The sequence below is a fragment of the Thiobaca trueperi genome, assembly GCF_004342175.1.
Lineage (GTDB): Bacteria > Pseudomonadota > Gammaproteobacteria > Chromatiales > Chromatiaceae > Thiobaca > Thiobaca trueperi.
Map to the genome: position 1 here is coordinate 85,923 of NZ_SMAO01000004.1, position 16,012 is coordinate 101,934.

16 protein-coding genes are annotated in these 16,012 nt (G+C 61.0%); all 16 read left to right on the top strand.

Translation table 11 applies throughout. From position 1 onward, the window contains the following. Positions 1–6 precede the first annotated feature (6 nt). The 16 genes from fliF to flhA all read left to right on the top strand — a co-directional run bounded on the left by fliF (position 7) and on the right by flhA (position 16,011). Positions 7–1,686: a flagellar basal-body MS-ring/collar protein FliF gene (gene fliF, locus EDC35_RS08610; RefSeq protein ID WP_132976843.1), complete on the top strand. Its 1,680-nt coding sequence runs from the start codon at positions 7–9 to the stop codon at positions 1,684–1,686. Beyond that, a complete protein-coding gene (locus EDC35_RS08615; RefSeq protein ID WP_132976844.1) occupies positions 1,676–2,188 on the top strand; it encodes a hypothetical protein in 513 nt (170 codons plus the stop codon). Before fliF ends, EDC35_RS08615 begins: the two co-directional genes overlap by 11 nt. Then, positions 2,178–3,188 (top strand): flagellar motor switch protein FliG, encoded by a 1,011-nt coding sequence (gene fliG, locus EDC35_RS08620; RefSeq protein ID WP_132976845.1) that lies wholly within the window; start codon positions 2,178–2,180, stop codon positions 3,186–3,188. The genes EDC35_RS08615 and fliG overlap by 11 nt, the downstream gene beginning before the upstream one ends. Further along, positions 3,185–4,153: a FliH/SctL family protein gene (locus EDC35_RS08625; RefSeq protein ID WP_132976846.1), complete on the top strand. Its 969-nt coding sequence runs from the start codon at positions 3,185–3,187 to the stop codon at positions 4,151–4,153. Before fliG ends, EDC35_RS08625 begins: the two co-directional genes overlap by 4 nt. A gap of 236 nt (positions 4,154–4,389) precedes the next feature. After that, positions 4,390–5,784 (top strand): flagellar protein export ATPase FliI, encoded by a 1,395-nt coding sequence (fliI, locus tag EDC35_RS08630; RefSeq protein WP_132976847.1) that lies wholly within the window; start codon positions 4,390–4,392, stop codon positions 5,782–5,784. A 5-nt stretch (positions 5,785–5,789) separates the two neighbouring features. Next, positions 5,790–6,230: a flagellar export protein FliJ gene (fliJ, locus tag EDC35_RS08635; protein WP_132976848.1), complete on the top strand. Its 441-nt coding sequence runs from the start codon at positions 5,790–5,792 to the stop codon at positions 6,228–6,230. Positions 6,231–6,250: 20 nt separating this feature from the next. Continuing rightward, positions 6,251–8,155, top strand: coding sequence for a flagellar hook-length control protein FliK (locus tag EDC35_RS18835; RefSeq protein WP_243651565.1), 1,905 nt, complete (start codon positions 6,251–6,253; stop codon positions 8,153–8,155). A 67-nt stretch (positions 8,156–8,222) separates the two neighbouring features. Then, entirely contained in the window at positions 8,223–8,798 is a 576-nt protein-coding gene (locus tag EDC35_RS08645) for a flagellar basal body-associated FliL family protein (protein ID WP_132976849.1), read from the top strand. Positions 8,799–8,806: 8 nt separating this feature from the next. After that, positions 8,807–9,784, top strand: a complete 978-nt coding sequence (gene fliM / locus EDC35_RS08650) for a flagellar motor switch protein FliM (RefSeq protein WP_132976850.1) — start codon at positions 8,807–8,809, stop codon at positions 9,782–9,784. A 44-nt stretch (positions 9,785–9,828) separates the two neighbouring features. Then, positions 9,829–10,341: a flagellar motor switch protein FliN gene (gene fliN, locus EDC35_RS08655; protein WP_132976851.1), complete on the top strand. Its 513-nt coding sequence runs from the start codon at positions 9,829–9,831 to the stop codon at positions 10,339–10,341. Between the two features lie 197 nt (positions 10,342–10,538). After that, the gene (gene fliO, locus EDC35_RS08660) at positions 10,539–10,946 is read left to right on the top strand and encodes a flagellar biosynthetic protein FliO (protein ID WP_132976852.1); all 408 of its coding nucleotides are present in this window, start codon (positions 10,539–10,541) and stop codon (positions 10,944–10,946) included. After that, positions 10,943–11,692 carry a flagellar type III secretion system pore protein FliP gene (gene fliP / locus EDC35_RS08665; protein ID WP_132976853.1) on the top strand — a complete coding sequence of 250 codons (750 nt, stop codon included), beginning with the start codon at positions 10,943–10,945 and terminating at the stop codon, positions 11,690–11,692. The genes fliO and fliP overlap by 4 nt, the downstream gene beginning before the upstream one ends. Before the next feature lie 11 nt (positions 11,693–11,703). Beyond that, a complete protein-coding gene (gene fliQ / locus EDC35_RS08670) occupies positions 11,704–11,973 on the top strand; it encodes a flagellar biosynthesis protein FliQ (RefSeq protein WP_132976854.1) in 270 nt (89 codons plus the stop codon). A gap of 6 nt (positions 11,974–11,979) precedes the next feature. Beyond that, complete coding sequence (gene fliR / locus EDC35_RS08675) at positions 11,980–12,753, top strand: flagellar biosynthetic protein FliR (protein WP_132976855.1); 774 nt, start codon at positions 11,980–11,982, stop codon at positions 12,751–12,753. A gap of 1 nt (position 12,754) precedes the next feature. Continuing rightward, entirely contained in the window at positions 12,755–13,906 is a 1,152-nt protein-coding gene (flhB, locus tag EDC35_RS08680) for a flagellar biosynthesis protein FlhB (protein WP_132976856.1), read from the top strand. Continuing rightward, complete coding sequence (flhA, locus tag EDC35_RS08685) at positions 13,903–16,011, top strand: flagellar biosynthesis protein FlhA (RefSeq protein ID WP_132976857.1); 2,109 nt, start codon at positions 13,903–13,905, stop codon at positions 16,009–16,011. Before flhB ends, flhA begins: the two co-directional genes overlap by 4 nt. Position 16,012: the final 1 nt, after the last annotated feature.

Consider the following 16,012-nt stretch of genomic DNA (forward strand, 5'->3'; position numbering starts at 1 on the left):
TGATCCATGGCGTCACTCACCGAGGCGTTGTCAACCGCCGCGCAGACCTTCACCGAGATGCCGGTCGGCAAACAGGTCGCGCTGTTGGGGATGATTGCGGGCGGTCTGGTGGTGACGGCCGCCATCCTCTATTGGGCGCTGCGCCCCACTTATGCCCCGCTCTTCGCCCAGATCGATCCTGCCGAGGCGTCTGAGGTCATGCAGTCGCTGAACCAGATGGGTGTGCCTTACAAGGTTGACAGCCAGTCGGGACAGATCCAGATCCCCCAGCAGAAGATCGCCGAGACCCGCCTGCTGCTCGCCGGCCAGGGATTCCCGAAAGAAACCGATATCGGCTTTGAATTGTTGCAGCAGGACGCCGGCTTCGGCGCCAGCCGGCTGATCGAGGGTGCCCGTTACCAGCGTGCGCTCGAAGGCGAGCTGGGACGCTCCGTCGCCTCGCTCAAGCCGGTGGAACAGGCGCGGGTGCATATTGCCCAGCCCGAGCGATCCGTTTTCGTGCGCGAGCGCACTCCGCCGACTGCTTCAGTCGTGGTGCAATTGCGCGGCAATGAGACCTTGACCGATGCCCAGGTTGGGGCCATCGTGCATTTGATCTCATCGAGCGTGCCCCAACTGACACCAGAGCGGGTGACGGTGGTGGATCAGACCGGGCGTCTGCTGACGAACGACGACGAAGACAAGAAGAAGATGAATCTCTCGCTCGACCACCTCGATTATACGAATCGGGTCGAGAGCGGCTTTGTGGAGCGTGTGCAGTCGCTGCTGACGCCCATTGTCGGGCGCAACCGGGTACGGGTGCAGGTTGCGGCGGAACTGGATTTCTCGCGCGTCGAGCGGACCCAGGAGACCTTCGATCCGGATCGCACGGCGGTGCGCTCCGAGCAAAGCAACGAAGAGGAAAAGGTCGGCAACGATCCGGCGATTGGCGGCATTCCGGGCGCCCTGACCAATCAGCCGCCACAGGGCGGCGCGGTCGGTCAACCGGCGGCCAATGCCGCTGGCGCGCCGCCGACGCCAAGCAGCCGCAGCCAGCAGACGACACGCAATTACGAAGTCGATCGGACCATTTCGCATATTCAGGAAACGCCGGGTGGGATTCGTCGTCTGTCCACGGCGGTCGTGGTCGATTATCAGGATCAGACGAATGAGGCGGGCGAGGTCGTGCGGGTTCCGCGTTCGGAGGCCGATCTGGACAATCTCCGTGCGCTGGTGCGTGAGGCGGTCGGTTTCAGCGAAAAACGCGGCGATTCGCTGAACCTGAGTTCAGCCAGCTTTGTGCCGGACACGCTCGACGAAACGGCCGGCCCCATCTGGGAGCAAAGCTGGTTCCTGGATCTGGTCAAGGTCGTTGGCGGACTGTTACTTGCGCTGATCGTGCTGCTGGCGGTGGTCAAACCGGCCCTGCGGCAGCTCCTGCCTAAGCCTCCAGAGCCGGAACCGGTGGCGGCGCTGGAAGGGGAGGGCAACGAAACCCTGGCGCTCACCGATGGACTGGAAGGCGAAGAGGGCGACGAGGAGCAGCTGGCTTTGAGCCAGGAAGGTACTGCGATGGCTTCGTTGACCGGACCCAATGTGCCTGATCAGCGACAAATCAATCTTGAGACCATTCGCGAAATGATCAAAGAGGATCCCAAGCGGGTGGTTCAGGTCATGAAGACATGGTTGACCGAAGATGGCAGTTGATCCAAACGGGCTTCTGAATTTGGTCAAGCTCGTCGGTGGCTTGTTATTCGCTCTGACCGTCTTGTTGGGAGTGGTCAAGCCGACCTTGCAGCAGTTATTGCTCGCGCTCCCGGAAGCGACTCGCAATCCCAAGTCAAAGCGAGATGAGCCGGCTGTTTCGGGAGACGAAACACTGTTGCTGGCAGACAGCCCACCACAGATTGAGCGAGAAGAGGAGAGGGAGGAGACGGCAGAAACGGCAGAGACGGCAGATCGCGAGTCTGCGCAGCATGCGAAAAGCACGGAAGAGGCGCCAGCGCCCGGTGTGGAGGACGTGCGGAATGCAGAGGGTACGGCGACACGATCCTTAAATCGGGAGGAATCCGCCGTCACCGCAGCGAAGGCAGCCAAGTTATCTGATCAGCGGCAGTTGAATCTGGAGCGGGTCCGTGATGTCTTGCAAAAGGATCCTAAGCGAACGGTGCAAGTCATGAAAATATGGTTGACTGAAGATGGCAACTGATCCAACCAATCGACCGGGTGCCGAGCGTGCGGCGATTTTTATGATGTCTCTTGGCGAGGAATCGGCAGCAGCAATCCTCCGGCACATGGGGCCCAAGGAGGTACAGAAGATCGGCACGGCGATGGCGACCTTGGAGCGTGTTACGCGTGGCGAGATCGATCAAGTGCTGGAGGAATTCCTGCATTTGGTCGAGGATCAGACCTCGCTCGGCATTGGCGCCGACGATTATGTCCGCAGCGTGCTGCGTTCGGCATTGGGCGACGACAAGGCGGAGGGTCTGATTGACCGCATCCTGCTGGGACGCAACTCGAAAGGTCTGGAGGCGCTCAAATGGCTCGATCCGCGTGCGATTGCTGAGATGATCCGCAATGAGCATCCGCAGATCGTTGCCATCGTGCTGTCCCATCTGGATCCCGATCAGTCGGCTGAAACGCTCTCATATCTTCCTGATCGGATGCAGTCCGATCTCATCCTGCGCATCGCCACACTCGACGGCGTGCAACCGGCGGCCCTGCAGGAACTCGACGAGATTCTGGAGCGCCAGCTTTCCGGCAAGAGCACCGCCAAGTCGTCCATGATCGGCGGCGTCAAGACGGCGGCCAATATCCTCAATTTCATGGATTCGTCCAAGGAATCAGTGGTGATGGAAAGCGTCCAGCAGGTGGATGAAGACCTGGCGACACGGATTCAGGAATTGATGTTCGTCTTCGCCAGTCTGGTCGATGTCGATGATCGCGGGATCCAGACCCTGCTGCGCGAGGTTTCGACCGAGTCGCTGATCCTGGCGCTCAAGGGTGCCGAAGAAGCGCTCCGCGACAAGATCTTTCGCAACATGTCCAAACGGGCCGCCGAGATGCTGCGCGACGATCTGGAAAGCAAGGGTCCGGTGCGTATCAGTGATGTCGAAGCGGCGCAGAAGGAGATCCTGGCGGTGGCCCGCCGTCTGTCCGAAAGCGGCGAGATCGTCCTGGGTGGCAAAGGCGGGGAGACCTTGATGTGAGCCGTTTTCAATCCATGCTGTCTGAGCAGGCCGGCCATGAGGCACAGCGCTGGATGCCGCCAGATGTCGGGATGCCGCCGCCACCACCTCAGAATGAACCCGAGCCCGTGCCTGTGGTGCCGCAGCCGACGGTGGAGGAGGTTGAGGCCATCAAGGAAGCCGCGCGGACGATCGGGGCTGAGACAGGTTATCAGGCTGGCTATGAGGCTGGCTATGAAACCGGGCAGCGGGAGGCGCGCGAGCAGGTTGCACAGGAGGCCGAAGCCGAACGGCAGGTGCGCGAAGAGCGCGAGGCGAGCTGGCGGACGGCTCAGGAGGTGACCTTGCGCGAGACCGTCGCGGCGCTCGAAGGGATTGCCCAGGCGCTGGCCGATCCGCTGGCCGCCACGGTCGATGCCCTGGAACCCGAATTGCTGTCGCTGACGGCAACCCTGGCCCGGCGCGTCATCATGGAAGAATTGAACCTCCGTCCAGAGTTGATTCAGGGGGTGTTGCGGCAGGCGCTGGCCCAGTTGCCATCCCGTCATCATCCGGTGCGGGTGCATGTGCATCCCGACGAGCAGGCGACGCTCGCCGCCTATGCCGAGGCCAGCGGCGAGAACCTGACCTGGGTAGCGGATCCAGCCATCGAGCGCGGCGGCTGTCTCATCGACAGCGGTCCGAGCCGGATTGACGCCAGCCTGGATACCCGGCTGCGCCAGTCCATTGACGCCATCTGGGGCGAACTGGCGCAGCCTGCCGAACCCGTTCCGGCGGCGCGTCAGGAGACGACTCCAGACGAGATTTTAGCGGACGATGTGTCTGCCACGACGACAGAGGCGACGTCGGAAACCGTGCTGGACGCCCTGACTGACGTGATGCCGGAGATTCTGCAAGCGGATCCGCTGGATACTGTGTCAGAAGCGGATGAACCGCTGCCGGATGAACTGGAATCTGCACCGGAGCCGGATCAGGCCGCTGCCTAGTGCAGCAGTGCAGAGGTTCCGAGACCGTCTCTGATCGTTGTCGTTGTCGTTGTCGTTGTCGTTGTCGTAATCGTCTTCGGCTTGCGAATTTTCGACAACGACAACGACAACGAACGGTCTCGGGATTGCCAAGGTGCTGCACTGGTTTTTAACAGGATTAACAGGGCTCTTTAATCGATTATTTTTAATCCTGTTAATCCTGTTAATCCTGTCTGATTAAACATTGGAATGGGTATATGACCGATGTCATCCGCGATTTGCAGGAGCAGGGTTCCCGGCAACTGGTCACGGGGCTGCGCGAGCGTCTGGCCCAATCACGCCAGCGGCTGGAGAAGACCCCGGATCCGCAGCCGGAAGGTCGGCTGTCGCGCATGGTCGGCATGACCCTGGAGGCCGAGGGCATCCGTCTGCCGGTGGGTGGACGCGCCGCCATCCATACCGCCACTGGCCGCCGGCTCGGCGCCGAGGTGGTGGGCTTTCAGGGCGAACGGACCTTTCTGATGCCCGAAGGCAAGCTGGAAGGTCTGATTCCCGGCGCACGGATCGAGCCGCTGGAGCAGAGCCGCCGCATTCCGGTCGGGCCTGAGCTGCTGGGGCGCGTCATCGATGCGCTCGGCAAGCCGCTGGACGGCGGCGGGCCGCTCCGCACCCAGGAGATGGTTCCGCTCGAAGGCCGCCCCATCAATCCCCTGACACGGGCGCCGGTCAGACAGCCGCTGGATGTGGGGATCCGTGCGCTCAACGGTCTGCTGTCGGTCGGGCGCGGTCAGCGTATCGGGCTCTTTGCCGGCAGCGGCGTCGGCAAGAGCGTGCTGTTGGGCATGATGACCAAACATACCGAAGCGGACGTGATCGTCGTGGGTCTGATCGGCGAACGCGGGCGCGAGGTCAACGAATTCATTCAGGATATTCTCGACGACGAATCGCGTCGGCGCACCGTGGTGGTGGCGGTGCCGGCCGATCAGTCACCGCTGCTGCGTCAGCATGGCGCCTGGGTCTCAACCACGGTCGCGGAGTATTTCCGTGATCGCGGGCTCAATGTGCTGCTGCTGATGGACTCGCTGACCCGCTTCGCCCAGGGCGCGCGCGAGATCGCGATGGCCATCGGTGAGCCGCCGGCCACCAAGGGTTATTCGGCCTCGGTCTTTGCCCGTCTGCCGCAATTGGTGGAACGCGCCGGCAATGGCGATCATGGCGGTGGCTCGATTACTGCTTTCTATACCGTGCTGGCGGAGGGCGACGATCAGAATGATCCCATCGTTGATTCGGCCCGTGCCATCCTCGACGGTCATGTGGTGCTCTCGCGCGACATCGCCGAGACCGGGCGCTATCCGGCCATTGATGTCGGTGCCTCGGTGTCGCGCGTCATGAGCGCCGTGGTCACGCCTGAGCATCAAAAGGCCGCCTATCGTTTTCGGAGCCTGCTGGCGAATTATGCACGCAACCGCGATCTGATCGCGGTCGGCGCCTATCGCAAAGGGACCGATCCGCAGTTGGACGAAGCGGTCGCCATGAACCCGCGTCTGGAGGCCTATCTCGGACAGCACCGCGATGAGGGCGCCAGTTTCGAGCAATCCAGGCAGGCGCTGTTCGATCTGCTCGCCTCGGCAGGTGGCTTCGGCCAGGGTTAAACCGCATGAGCGTGAAGCGTTTCCAGCGTCTGCTCAAGATTCGCGAGGCACAGGAAAACGAGGTCGCCGTGGTGCTGGCGGATCGTCTGGCCGACTTGAGCCGGGCCGAACAGCAGCGCGATCAGTTGACTGACTATCAGGCGCTCTACTTCCAGGCGCTGATGCCGAACGATGCGCAGATGCTCAAACAGATCGCCTTCATGCGCCAGCAGTTGCGTGAGGCGATTGAGCAGCAGGAGTTGCGGGTTGCCGCCGCACAGGCGCAGGTTGAACGGGCCAGAGATGTGTGGATGGAACGGCATCAGGCCAGCCTGTCGCTGGAAAAACTGATCGAGCGACGGCGTCGGGCCGAAAATATTCTGGACGGACGCAAACAGCAGCGGGAACTGGACATGTGGGCGACACGCAAGGCGTTCGACCGGGATCGCAGCGATGAATCGTCATAATCTGATCGGTGAGGTCTGAGATGATGCAATCAGGCGGCGTGCAAATCAACGGTGCCGGCTTGCTGTCGGCATTGCTCGGCGGCATCGGCGAGACCGGTGTCAGCGATCCGGCGGCGGGGCAGGGATTCCTTGACACCTTGCAGACACAGATCAGGTCGCTCCTGGTCGATGCTGGCGAAGATCCTGACGAGATCGCGGCGCTCGATGCAGAGGCGCTGATGGCCCAGTTCATGGCGCTCATGCAGCCACCGGCGTCGCCAACTGCCGCGCCAAAACTGGCGGTTGGGGAGGCCCTGTTGTCGATCACCCCGACCTCGACCCAGGCGGCCGCAACACCCTCCGATTTATTGCAGAAACTCTTGCAGTCCGCGCCGCCGGATGGATCGGAGGGCGTCTGGCGTCCAACTGCCTCGACGGCGTCGGATGAGACGGGGCAGACATCGCCTCTGTTGCCTGAGAGCGATCTGGCATCGCTCAAGGCATTGCCAGCGGACGTCGTGCGTCAGTTGCTGCAATCGCTCCCGGCGACGGGGACAGCCGTCACCCCGGCTGCCAGCGCCTCAGCAGAGGATGCCGCGCAGGAGTTGAGCGCGCGGCTGCAATCACTGCCAGCGGATGCCCTGCGTCAGTTGCTGCAATCGCTCCCGGCGACAGGGGCTGACGTTGCTCCGGCTGCCAGCGCCTCAGCAGAGGATGCCGCACAGGAGTTGAGCGCGCGGCTGCAATCACTGCCAGCGGATGCCCTGCGCCAGTTGCTGCAATCGCTCCCGGCGACAGGGACGGCTGTCACCCCGACTGCCAGCGCCTCAGCAGGGGATGCCGCGCAGGAGTTGAGCGCACGGCTGCAATCGCTGCCAGCGGATACCCTGCGTCAGTTGCTGCAATCGCTCCCGGCGACAGGGGCGGCCGTCACCCCGACTGCCAGCGCCTCAGCAGAGGATGCCGTGCAGGAGTTGAGCGCACGGCTGCAATCGCTGCCAGCGGATGCCCTGCGTCAGTTGCTGCAATCGCTCCCGGCGACGGGGACAGCCGTCACCCCGGTAGCGGATGATGTTGTTCAGGAGCTGAGTGAACGGCTGCAATCGTTGCCAGCGGACACTTTGCGCCGATTGCTGCAATCGCTCCCGGTGGAAGGTGCGACCATGACGCCCGGTGCGGCGGCGGGCGATGGTGATACCGAGCAGACCGCGATCCTGAAAGCGGTCTCTTTGGATCTGTTACACCAAATCAGTCAGGAACAGTCCCGGACTGGTGACGATGACAGGCAATCCGCCGCCGATCTGGCAATCAAGGCGCGGGCAGGGCAGCCTCTGCCACTGCTGCGTGAATCCTTGCCCGGCTTGATGGCCGATGGCCTGGCGCAACTGGCCGGGCGTGAGAGTCCGGATTTGCCTGCCTCGCCAACCGGTCTGTCGCTGGCAGGACTCTCGACGGCTGGCGCGACCTCAGCCGACGCCCCGAGCGGCTTGCAGCGCGCCTCGGTTCTGGATCTGTCCAAATTGCTTCAGCCCGGTGGCGACGCGCGTCTGGCGGAACAGGTGAAATGGTTCGTACAGGCCGGTCTCGGAACCGCCGAAATGAAGTTGCATCCGGCCAATCTCGGGACGCTGGACGTGCGCGTGACCATGGAGGCCGACAAGGCGCATGTGCAGTTCCTGTCGCCTCATCCGGTCGTGCGCGAAGTGATCGAGGCGGCTTTGCCGCGCTTGCGTGAAACGCTGGCGCAGGACGGTTTGTCGCTGGGTAATGTTTCGGTCTCCGATCAGGCTCCCAGGCGCGGCGAACCCGATCAGGGCCAGGGTCGGGCTGGATCAGGGCATGAGCGTCAGAATTTTGACGATTTTGGCGCAGATGTGAGCGAAGCGCCTGAGTTCAACGATAGCACCCTGAGCGTTCTGGCGAGACGACTCGATTACTTTGTTTGAAAGTTTGCCTGGACGTCATCCGGTATGATTAGGCGTCGTTTGGATATCTCTATTTTTAAGGTGACACATGGCCGAGAAAAAAGCCGACAAGCCGGAATCCCCAAAAGGCTCCGGCAGCAAATTCAAATTGATTCTGCTGATCCTGATCGCGCTGCTGGTCCTCGGCGGCGGGGGCGGAGCCGCTTATTATTTTTTCTTCTACAAAGCAGCGGATCCTGCGGATCCTGCCGCAGAGACGACCGAGGGGCATGCCGCGACTGAGACACATCAGGAACCCGCGCCAGCACATCAGCCTGAAACAGATGCGGCGCCAGCGGCTGAGCACACCCAAGTGATCTACCATGCCCTTGAGCCGATCACGGTCAATATTACGACCCCCGGATCGGTGCGCTTTCTGCGCATCAGTCTCACCGTTGTGACCCAGAACCCGCTGGTCATTGCGGCCATCGACAAGCATTTGCCGATGATTCGCAATGATCTGCTCGCGCAGCTTTCGGCCCTGGATGCGGCAGCCATCAACACTCCGGAAGGAAAGGCGGCATTGCGCGAGGAATTGAGAAAACTGATTGCCGGAATTCTCACGCGCGCCAGTGAACCGTCCGGGATTCAGGAGATCCTGTTCACCGATCTGGTCATGCAGTAGGTATCGGCATGTCACAGCAGACCGACATTCTCAGCCAGGATGAAATCGATGCACTACTGCATGGCGTCGATAATGGCGATGTCGATACCGATACCAATGCCTTTCCGGCGGATGGTCGGGCGCGCCCATTCGACTTTGCCACGCAGGAGCGCATCGTGCGTGGGCGCATGCCCACGCTGGACATGATCAATGAACGGTTTGCCCGTTATCTGCGCATCCATTTGTTCAACATGCTGCGTCGTTCATCTGAAATATCGGTGATCGGCGCGCGGGTGACGAAATTTTCGGAATATCTCCACTCGCTGTATGTGCCAACGAGTCTGAATCTGGTGCGGGTTATTCCATTGCATGGAACCGGGCTTTTCGTCTTTGATCCCAAGCTGGTGTTCAGTCTGGTCGATAATTTCTTCGGTGGCGACGGACGCTATTATTCGCGCATCGAAGGCCGCGATTTCACGCCGATGGAGCTCAAGGTTATCAAGAATCTGCTGGATGCCTCATTCGAGGATATGCAGAAGGCGTGGGAGCCGGTCATGAAACTGGAGTTCCAGTTCATTAACTCAGAAGTGAATCCGCAGTTCGCCAACATCGTGAGTCCGACCGAGATTGTGGTCATCAACGATTTTCATATTGAGCTGGATGGCGGAGGGGGCAATCTGCATGTCACCTTCCCCTATTCCATGATCGAACCCATTCGCGAACAACTGGACACGGGGCTTCAGTCCGATCGCTCCGGGGTTGATCGACGCTGGCTGAACGCATTGCAGGACGAGATTCCGTTCGCCAAGGTGGAAATCAGTTCGACCCTGACCGAGGCCACCCTCACGGTTCAGCAACTGCTCGAAATGCGTCCGGGGGACATCATTCCGGTTAACCTGCCTGAAACAGTGATTCTTAATGTCGAGGATATTCCGATTTTTCGTGGCAAATTCGGTGTTTCCAATGGTGTCAATGCCATCAAGATCGCTGAAATCATTAATCATTAATCATTGAATCTCTCCAACGTCTCGAATCGAAAATGGATTGAAACATGAGCACCCAATCCGATATTGACGCCATGCTGGAACAGGCAGGCGCCGCCGATGACGGCATTGCTGACGACTGGGCTGCGGCTCTGGAAGAACAGAAGGAAGCCACTGAAACGCCTGCGCAGAGTGCAGCGTCCGGCCCGTCCGCGCCCCCGCCCGAACGACGCAACTTCGGTGGATTTTCGGCCGAGACGCATCAGGCGACACCCTTGAATCCGGAAGATTTCTCCGGTTCTGAGATGCCTGTCAGCGGGGATGTCAATCTCAAGATGCTGCTGGATGTGCCGGTCACCATCGCGATGGAGATCGGTCGCACCCGTATCCCGATCCGCAATCTGTTGCAGCTGAATCAGGGCTCGGTCGTGGAGCTGGATCGGCTGGCCGGCGAGCCGCTGGACGTGCTGGTGAACGGCACCCTGATCGCACATGGTGAGGTGGTGGTGGTCAATGAAAAATTCGGCATTCGTCTGACCGATGTGATCAGTCCCAGTGAGCGGGTGCGGAAACTGCGTTAAACCGCTTTAAACCGCGTCCAGTGCGATAGACGCTATTTTTATTTTGTGTTTGGCTCTGGAGATGTCACCGACTTCAGTGGGGACGCGGTTTAAAATTTTATATTCGGTGAATTGAGATGACTCTGGGTCAACGCAGAAGCAACATATATCAGACCGGGACCGGGTGCGGTTTAATCCGGATCCGCAATCCTGGTTTCATGCCGCTGGCGGCAGGCGGCATCCTGATTCCATCGCTGTCGGTCGCCGAACCGTCCGCTCAAAACGCCCAGATGGCGGCCGGCTATCTGACACAACTGGTGGGCGGTCTGGCGCTGGTGATCCTGGTCATCATCATTCTGGCCTGGATTCTACGCCGGATGCCGGGCGTGCCGGGGCAGGGGCCACAGGTCATCGAGATCCTGGCGGTGCGTGCGGTGGGTGCGCGCGAGCGTCTGCTGCTGGTGCAGATCGGCGAGGAACAGATCCTCGTGGGTCTGACGCCGACGGGGATGCGTCATCTCCATACCCTGCGGCAGCCGGTCGAGAGGCCGTCCGCCGAGGACTGGCCAAGCGATTTCGCGGGTCTGCTCAACCGCGTCCGCGCGAAAACCGGGCCAAAAGCATGAGCGGGATGGGGCGCGCAGGGCTGATGCTGGTCTTGCTGCTGTTGCCGGGTCTGGCCCTGGCGCAGATCGGCGGGCTCAATGCGGTGACCGTCACCACGGCGGCGGATGGCGGCAAGGTCTATTCGGTGACCCTGCAGATTATCATTTTGATGACCCTGCTGACGCTGCTGCCGTCGGCGCTCATCATGTTGACCTCCTTTACCCGCATCATCATTGTGCTGGGCATCCTGCGTCAGGGGCTGGGCACCTCGCAGACACCGTCCAATCAGATTCTGCTTGGTCTGGCACTTTTTTTGACCTTCTTCATCATGGCGCCCATTTTTCAGGAAATCTATGACACGGCGATCATTCCTTACTCCGAGGAGAAACTGGGAACTGAAGAGGCGATGACCCGGGCGCTCAAGCCGCTGCGCGCCTTCATGCTGGAGCAGACCCGTGAGACCGATCTGGCGATCTTTGCTGAGATCCGGGGGCTCGACGGCTTTGAGTCGCCCGACGCCATTCCGCTCAATATGCTGGTGCCGGCCTTTGTCATCAGCGAATTGAAAACCGCGTTCCAGATTGGCTTTCTGATCCTGATTCCGTTTCTGATCATCGATCTGGTCGTGGCCAGCGTGCTCATGTCGATGGGTATGATGATGCTGTCGCCGATGATCATTTCACTCCCCTTCAAGCTCATGCTCTTCGTCCTGATTGATGGCTGGTCGCTGATCATGGGCACCCTGGCCCAGAGCTTTTTCAGTTGAGATGAATCGCAATGACGCCCGAGATGGTGATCGATGTGGGAAAAGAGGCGGGCGAAATCATCGTTCTGCTATCGGCGCCGCCACTGCTGGCCGGCCTGGCGGTGGGTCTGCTGGTCAGTCTGTTTCAGGCGGCGACCCAGATCCAGGAGATGACCCTCAGCTTCATCCCCAAACTGCTGGCGGTCGGCGCGGCGCTGGTCATCGCCGGTCACTGGATGCTGTCGCTCCTGACCGGTTATGTCATCCGGCTCTATCACAGCATTCCGAATCTGATCGGCTGATCCCTCATGACCTTTGCGGCTGAAGACATTCAGGTCTGGGCAGGTTCGGTGATCTGGCCTTTCGTGCGCATCAGCGCCATGCTGCTGGTCGCGCCCGTCTTTGGCGCCCGCAATGTCAATGTCCGCGCACGCCTGTCACTGGGCCTGCTGCTGGCGCTGGTGGTGGCGCCGCAGGTCTCCGGGCAGGCGTTGATCGATCCGCTCAGTCTGAACGGTCTGGTGGTGGCCATCCATCAGGTGCTGATCGGCATCGCGATGGGTTTTGTGCTGCAAATGGTCTTTTCAGCACTGACCCAGGCCGGTGAACTGGTCGCGCTGTCGATGGGGCTGGGTTTCGCCTCGGCTGTGGATCCGGTCGGCGGTGTCCAGGTACCCATGATCTCGCAGTATTTCACCATTCTCGCGACCCTGATCTTTCTGGCGCTCAATGGTCATCTGGTGTTGATCGAGCTGCTGATTCGCAGCTTCGACACCCTGCCGATCATGGCCGAGGGCGTGACCCGCGACCAGCTCTGGCTGGTCGTGAGTTTTGGCGGTCAGATGTTTGCCGGCGCCATGCTGATTGCCCTGCCCGCTGTGGCATCCCTCCTGCTTGTCAATATTGCGATGGGGGTGATGACCCGCGCCGCGCCGCAGCTCAATATCTTTGCCGTGGGTTTTCCGCTGACGATCCTGGCCGGTTTTCTGATCATTCTCCTGATTCTTCCGGGCTTCCCCGCTCGCATCGGCGAGTTGCTCATGGTTGCCTTTGCGCTGGTCCAGCAGATTCTGAGGATGTGACGTGGCCGAAAACGAAAATGGCCAGGAAAAAACCGAACAGCCCACCGCCAAACGTCTGAACGATGCGCGCGAAAAAGGGCAGATCGCACGCTCGCGTGAGTTCAACACCTTTATGATCCTGATAGTGGGCGGAGCCTATCTCCTGTTCTTTGGCAGTTATCTGGGCATTCGTCTGAGTGCACTGATGACCGACGCCCTGACTCTGGACCGCAGCCTGATCTTCGATCCGGGCCTGCTTCTGCCTTATCTCCGCGATCTCCTGACCCGCGCCCTGCTGATCATCACGCCCCTGTTCGCGATCCTCATGGCGATTGCGCTCTTCGGACCCATCCTGATCGGCGGGTTCAATTTCTCCACCCAGGCGCTGGCGCCGAAATTCTCGAAGGTCAATCCAATCACCGGGATGAAACGCGTGTTTTCGGTTCAGGGGCTGGTGGAACTCTTCAAGGCGTTGGGCAAGTTCACCCTGGTGTTGATCGTCGCCTGGCTGACCATCAGTGCTTTTCTGGATCAACTGCTGGCATTGGGCGAACATCCCGTGGAGCGGGGCATCATTGAGGCCGGGCGCATGGCGCTCTGGACCTTTATCCTGACCTCGGCGGCGCTGATTCTGGTGGCGGCGATTGATGTCCCCTTCCAGCTCTGGAATCACAACAAACAGCTCAAGATGACGCTCCAGGAAATCAAGGACGAGTTCAAGGAAAGCGACGGCAAGCCCGAGGTCAAGGGCCGTATCCGTCAGCTCCAGATGGAAATGGCGCAGCGACGGATGATGGGCGAGGTGCCCAAGGCCGATGTCGTGATCACCAACCCGACTCATTTTGCCGTCGCCATTGCCTATGAGCCCGGTGTCATGCGCGCCCCGCGTCTGCTGGCCAAAGGTATCGATGATGTGGCCGCCGCCATCCGCGCCCTGGCTGAGGAGCACGGAATCATGCGGGTCGAAGCGCCCCGAGTGGCGCGCGCCATTTATTTCACCACCGATCTCAAGCAGGAGATCCCCGGCGGCCTGTTCGTGGCCGTGGCCAGAATCCTGGCCTATGTCTATCAGATCCGGCGCGAGGATGCGGATGTCGATCTGCCTGATGATCTGCCGGTCCCGGATGAGTATCTCGATCCGCACAGGGCGCGTCAGGCGCGGAGTCAGGAATGACCACGCTGGCTGAACGCGCCAGCATCATCGGCCGCTTTGGACTGGGGGCGCCGGTCCTGCTGATTGCGCTGCTGGCGATGCTGGTGCTGCCTTTGCCGCCGCTGGCGCTGGATCTGCTGTTCACCTTCAATATCGCGCTCTCGCTGATCGTGGTCATGGTGGCCGTCTACACGCCGCGCCCCGTCGATTTTGCCGCCTTCCCGACCGTGCTGCTGCTGGCGACCCTGCTGCGTCTGGCGCTGAATGTGGCCTCGACCCGGGTGATTCTGCTCTATGGGAGCGAAGGCACGGAGGCCGCCGGTCAGGTCATCGAGGCCTTCGGTCAGTTCGTTCTGGGCGGCAATTTTGCAATCGGCGTCGTGGTGTTCACGATTCTGGTCATCATCAATTTCGTGGTCGTCACCAAGGGTGCCGGGCGCGTCTCCGAAGTCACCGCCCGCTTTACCCTGGACGCCATGCCGGGCAAGCAGATGGCGATCGATGCGGATCTGAACGCGGGTCTGATCTCGCAGGACGACGCCCGCAAGCGGCGCGCTGAAGTGGCGCAGGAGGCGGATTTCTATGGCTCCATGGATGGTGCCAGCAAATTCGTGCGCGGTGACGCTATCGCTGGCATCCTGATCCTCTTCATTAACGTCATTGGCGGCATCGTCATCGGGACGACGCAGCATGGCATGACGTTTGGCGATGCGGCGAACAACTATGTGCTCCTGAGCATCGGCGACGGCCTGGTTGCGCAACTCCCGGCGCTGCTACTGTCATCCGCTACCGCCATCATCGTCACCCGCGCCAACACCGCGCAGGACATGGGTAAGCAGGTCGTCGGACAGTTATTGTCCAATCCCCGCGTGCTCTACGTGACGGCGGGTGTCATCGGCATCCTGGGCGTGGTGCCCGGGATGCCGAATCTGGTGTTCCTCGGTCTGTCATCCATGCTGGCGGGCGGCGCCTATCTGAGCAGCCGGCAAGCGCCGGTGCTCGACACCGATGTCGTCGAACGTCTGCCTGATGGTGTCGAGCTTCCCGCGCCCGAGGATCGGGATCTGTCCTGGGAAGACGTCCCGCCGGTCGATCTGGTCTCGCTGGAAGTCGGCTATCGTCTGATCCCCCTGGTTGATCGCAGTCAGGACGGACAGCTCATGGGGCGCATCAAGGGCATCCGGCGCAAGCTGTCGCAGGAGTTCGGGTTCCTGATTCAGCCGGTGCATATCCGCGATAACCTTGAGCTTGGCCCTAATCACTATCGGATCTCACTGCTGGGCGTGACGGCGGCCGAGGCCGAGGTCTTCCCGGATCGCGAGCTGGCGATCAATCCCGGACAGGTCTTTGGCGCCGTGGCCGGGACGCCGACCAAGGATCCGACCTTCAATCTGGATGCGCTCTGGATCGACCCGGCAGACCGTGAATCCGCACAGGGTGCCGGTTACACGGTGGTGGATGCTGCCACCGTGATCGCGACCCATCTGTCACAGATCTTCCGCGACAATGCGCACCGTCTGATCGGCCACGAAGAGGTGCAGCATCTGCTCGACCAACTCGGTCGCCGTTCGCCGAAACTGATCGAAAATCTCTTTTCATCGAAGGCGCTGTCATTGGGCGTGGTGCTCAAGGTCCTGCAGAACCTGCTGGCCGAACAGGTCTCGATCCGCGATCTGCGGACAATCGCCGAAACCTTGGCGGAACGGGCGCTCAAGAGTCAGGATCCCGCCACCCTGACCGCCGCCGTGCGCGTGGCCCTGGCCCGTTCCATCGTGCAGGATCTCATCGGCCCGGACGATGAACTGCCGCTCATCGCCCTGGACCCATCGCTGGAACAACTTTTGCACAGGTCGCTTCAGGGCAGTCAGGGCGAGACCATCGGCATCGAGCCGGGATTGGCGGAGCGGGTGCAGCGATCAGTGATCGATGCCGCGCGGCGTCAGGAGTCGGAAGGCATCCCGGCCGTGCTGGTGGTGGCGCCGGAGATCCGATCCTGGATCGCAAGCTGGCTGCGGGGTGCGGTGCGCAATCTGACCGTCATGGCCTTTACCGAGATTCCCGATAACCGGCGGATTCGGGTCGTGGCCACGGTCGGTCAAAGCGAGACCGCTCAGGCGCGGGCATGAT

Excerpts from the sequence above, each read along its gene's own strand:
- fliG (WP_132976845.1), top strand. The coding sequence starts at position 2,178 with ATGGCAACTGATCCAACCAATCGACCGGGTGCCGAGCGTGCGGCGATT.
- EDC35_RS18835 (WP_243651565.1), top strand. The coding sequence starts at position 6,251 with ATGATGCAATCAGGCGGCGTGCAAATCAACGGTGCCGGCTTGCTGTCG.
- EDC35_RS08645 (WP_132976849.1), top strand. The coding sequence starts at position 8,223 with ATGGCCGAGAAAAAAGCCGACAAGCCGGAATCCCCAAAAGGCTCCGGC.
- fliF (WP_132976843.1), top strand. The coding sequence starts at position 7 with ATGGCGTCACTCACCGAGGCGTTGTCAACCGCCGCGCAGACCTTCACC.
- fliI (WP_132976847.1), top strand. The coding sequence starts at position 4,390 with ATGACCGATGTCATCCGCGATTTGCAGGAGCAGGGTTCCCGGCAACTG.
- flhA (WP_132976857.1), top strand. The coding sequence starts at position 13,903 with ATGACCACGCTGGCTGAACGCGCCAGCATCATCGGCCGCTTTGGACTG.
- fliQ (WP_132976854.1), top strand. The coding sequence starts at position 11,704 with ATGACGCCCGAGATGGTGATCGATGTGGGAAAAGAGGCGGGCGAAATC.
- fliN (WP_132976851.1), top strand. The coding sequence starts at position 9,829 with ATGAGCACCCAATCCGATATTGACGCCATGCTGGAACAGGCAGGCGCC.
- fliJ (WP_132976848.1), top strand. The coding sequence starts at position 5,790 with ATGAGCGTGAAGCGTTTCCAGCGTCTGCTCAAGATTCGCGAGGCACAG.
- fliM (WP_132976850.1), top strand. The coding sequence starts at position 8,807 with ATGTCACAGCAGACCGACATTCTCAGCCAGGATGAAATCGATGCACTA.
- fliR (WP_132976855.1), top strand. The coding sequence starts at position 11,980 with ATGACCTTTGCGGCTGAAGACATTCAGGTCTGGGCAGGTTCGGTGATC.
- fliP (WP_132976853.1), top strand. The coding sequence starts at position 10,943 with ATGAGCGGGATGGGGCGCGCAGGGCTGATGCTGGTCTTGCTGCTGTTG.
- EDC35_RS08615 (WP_132976844.1), top strand. The coding sequence starts at position 1,676 with ATGGCAGTTGATCCAAACGGGCTTCTGAATTTGGTCAAGCTCGTCGGT.
- fliO (WP_132976852.1), top strand. The coding sequence starts at position 10,539 with ATGCCGCTGGCGGCAGGCGGCATCCTGATTCCATCGCTGTCGGTCGCC.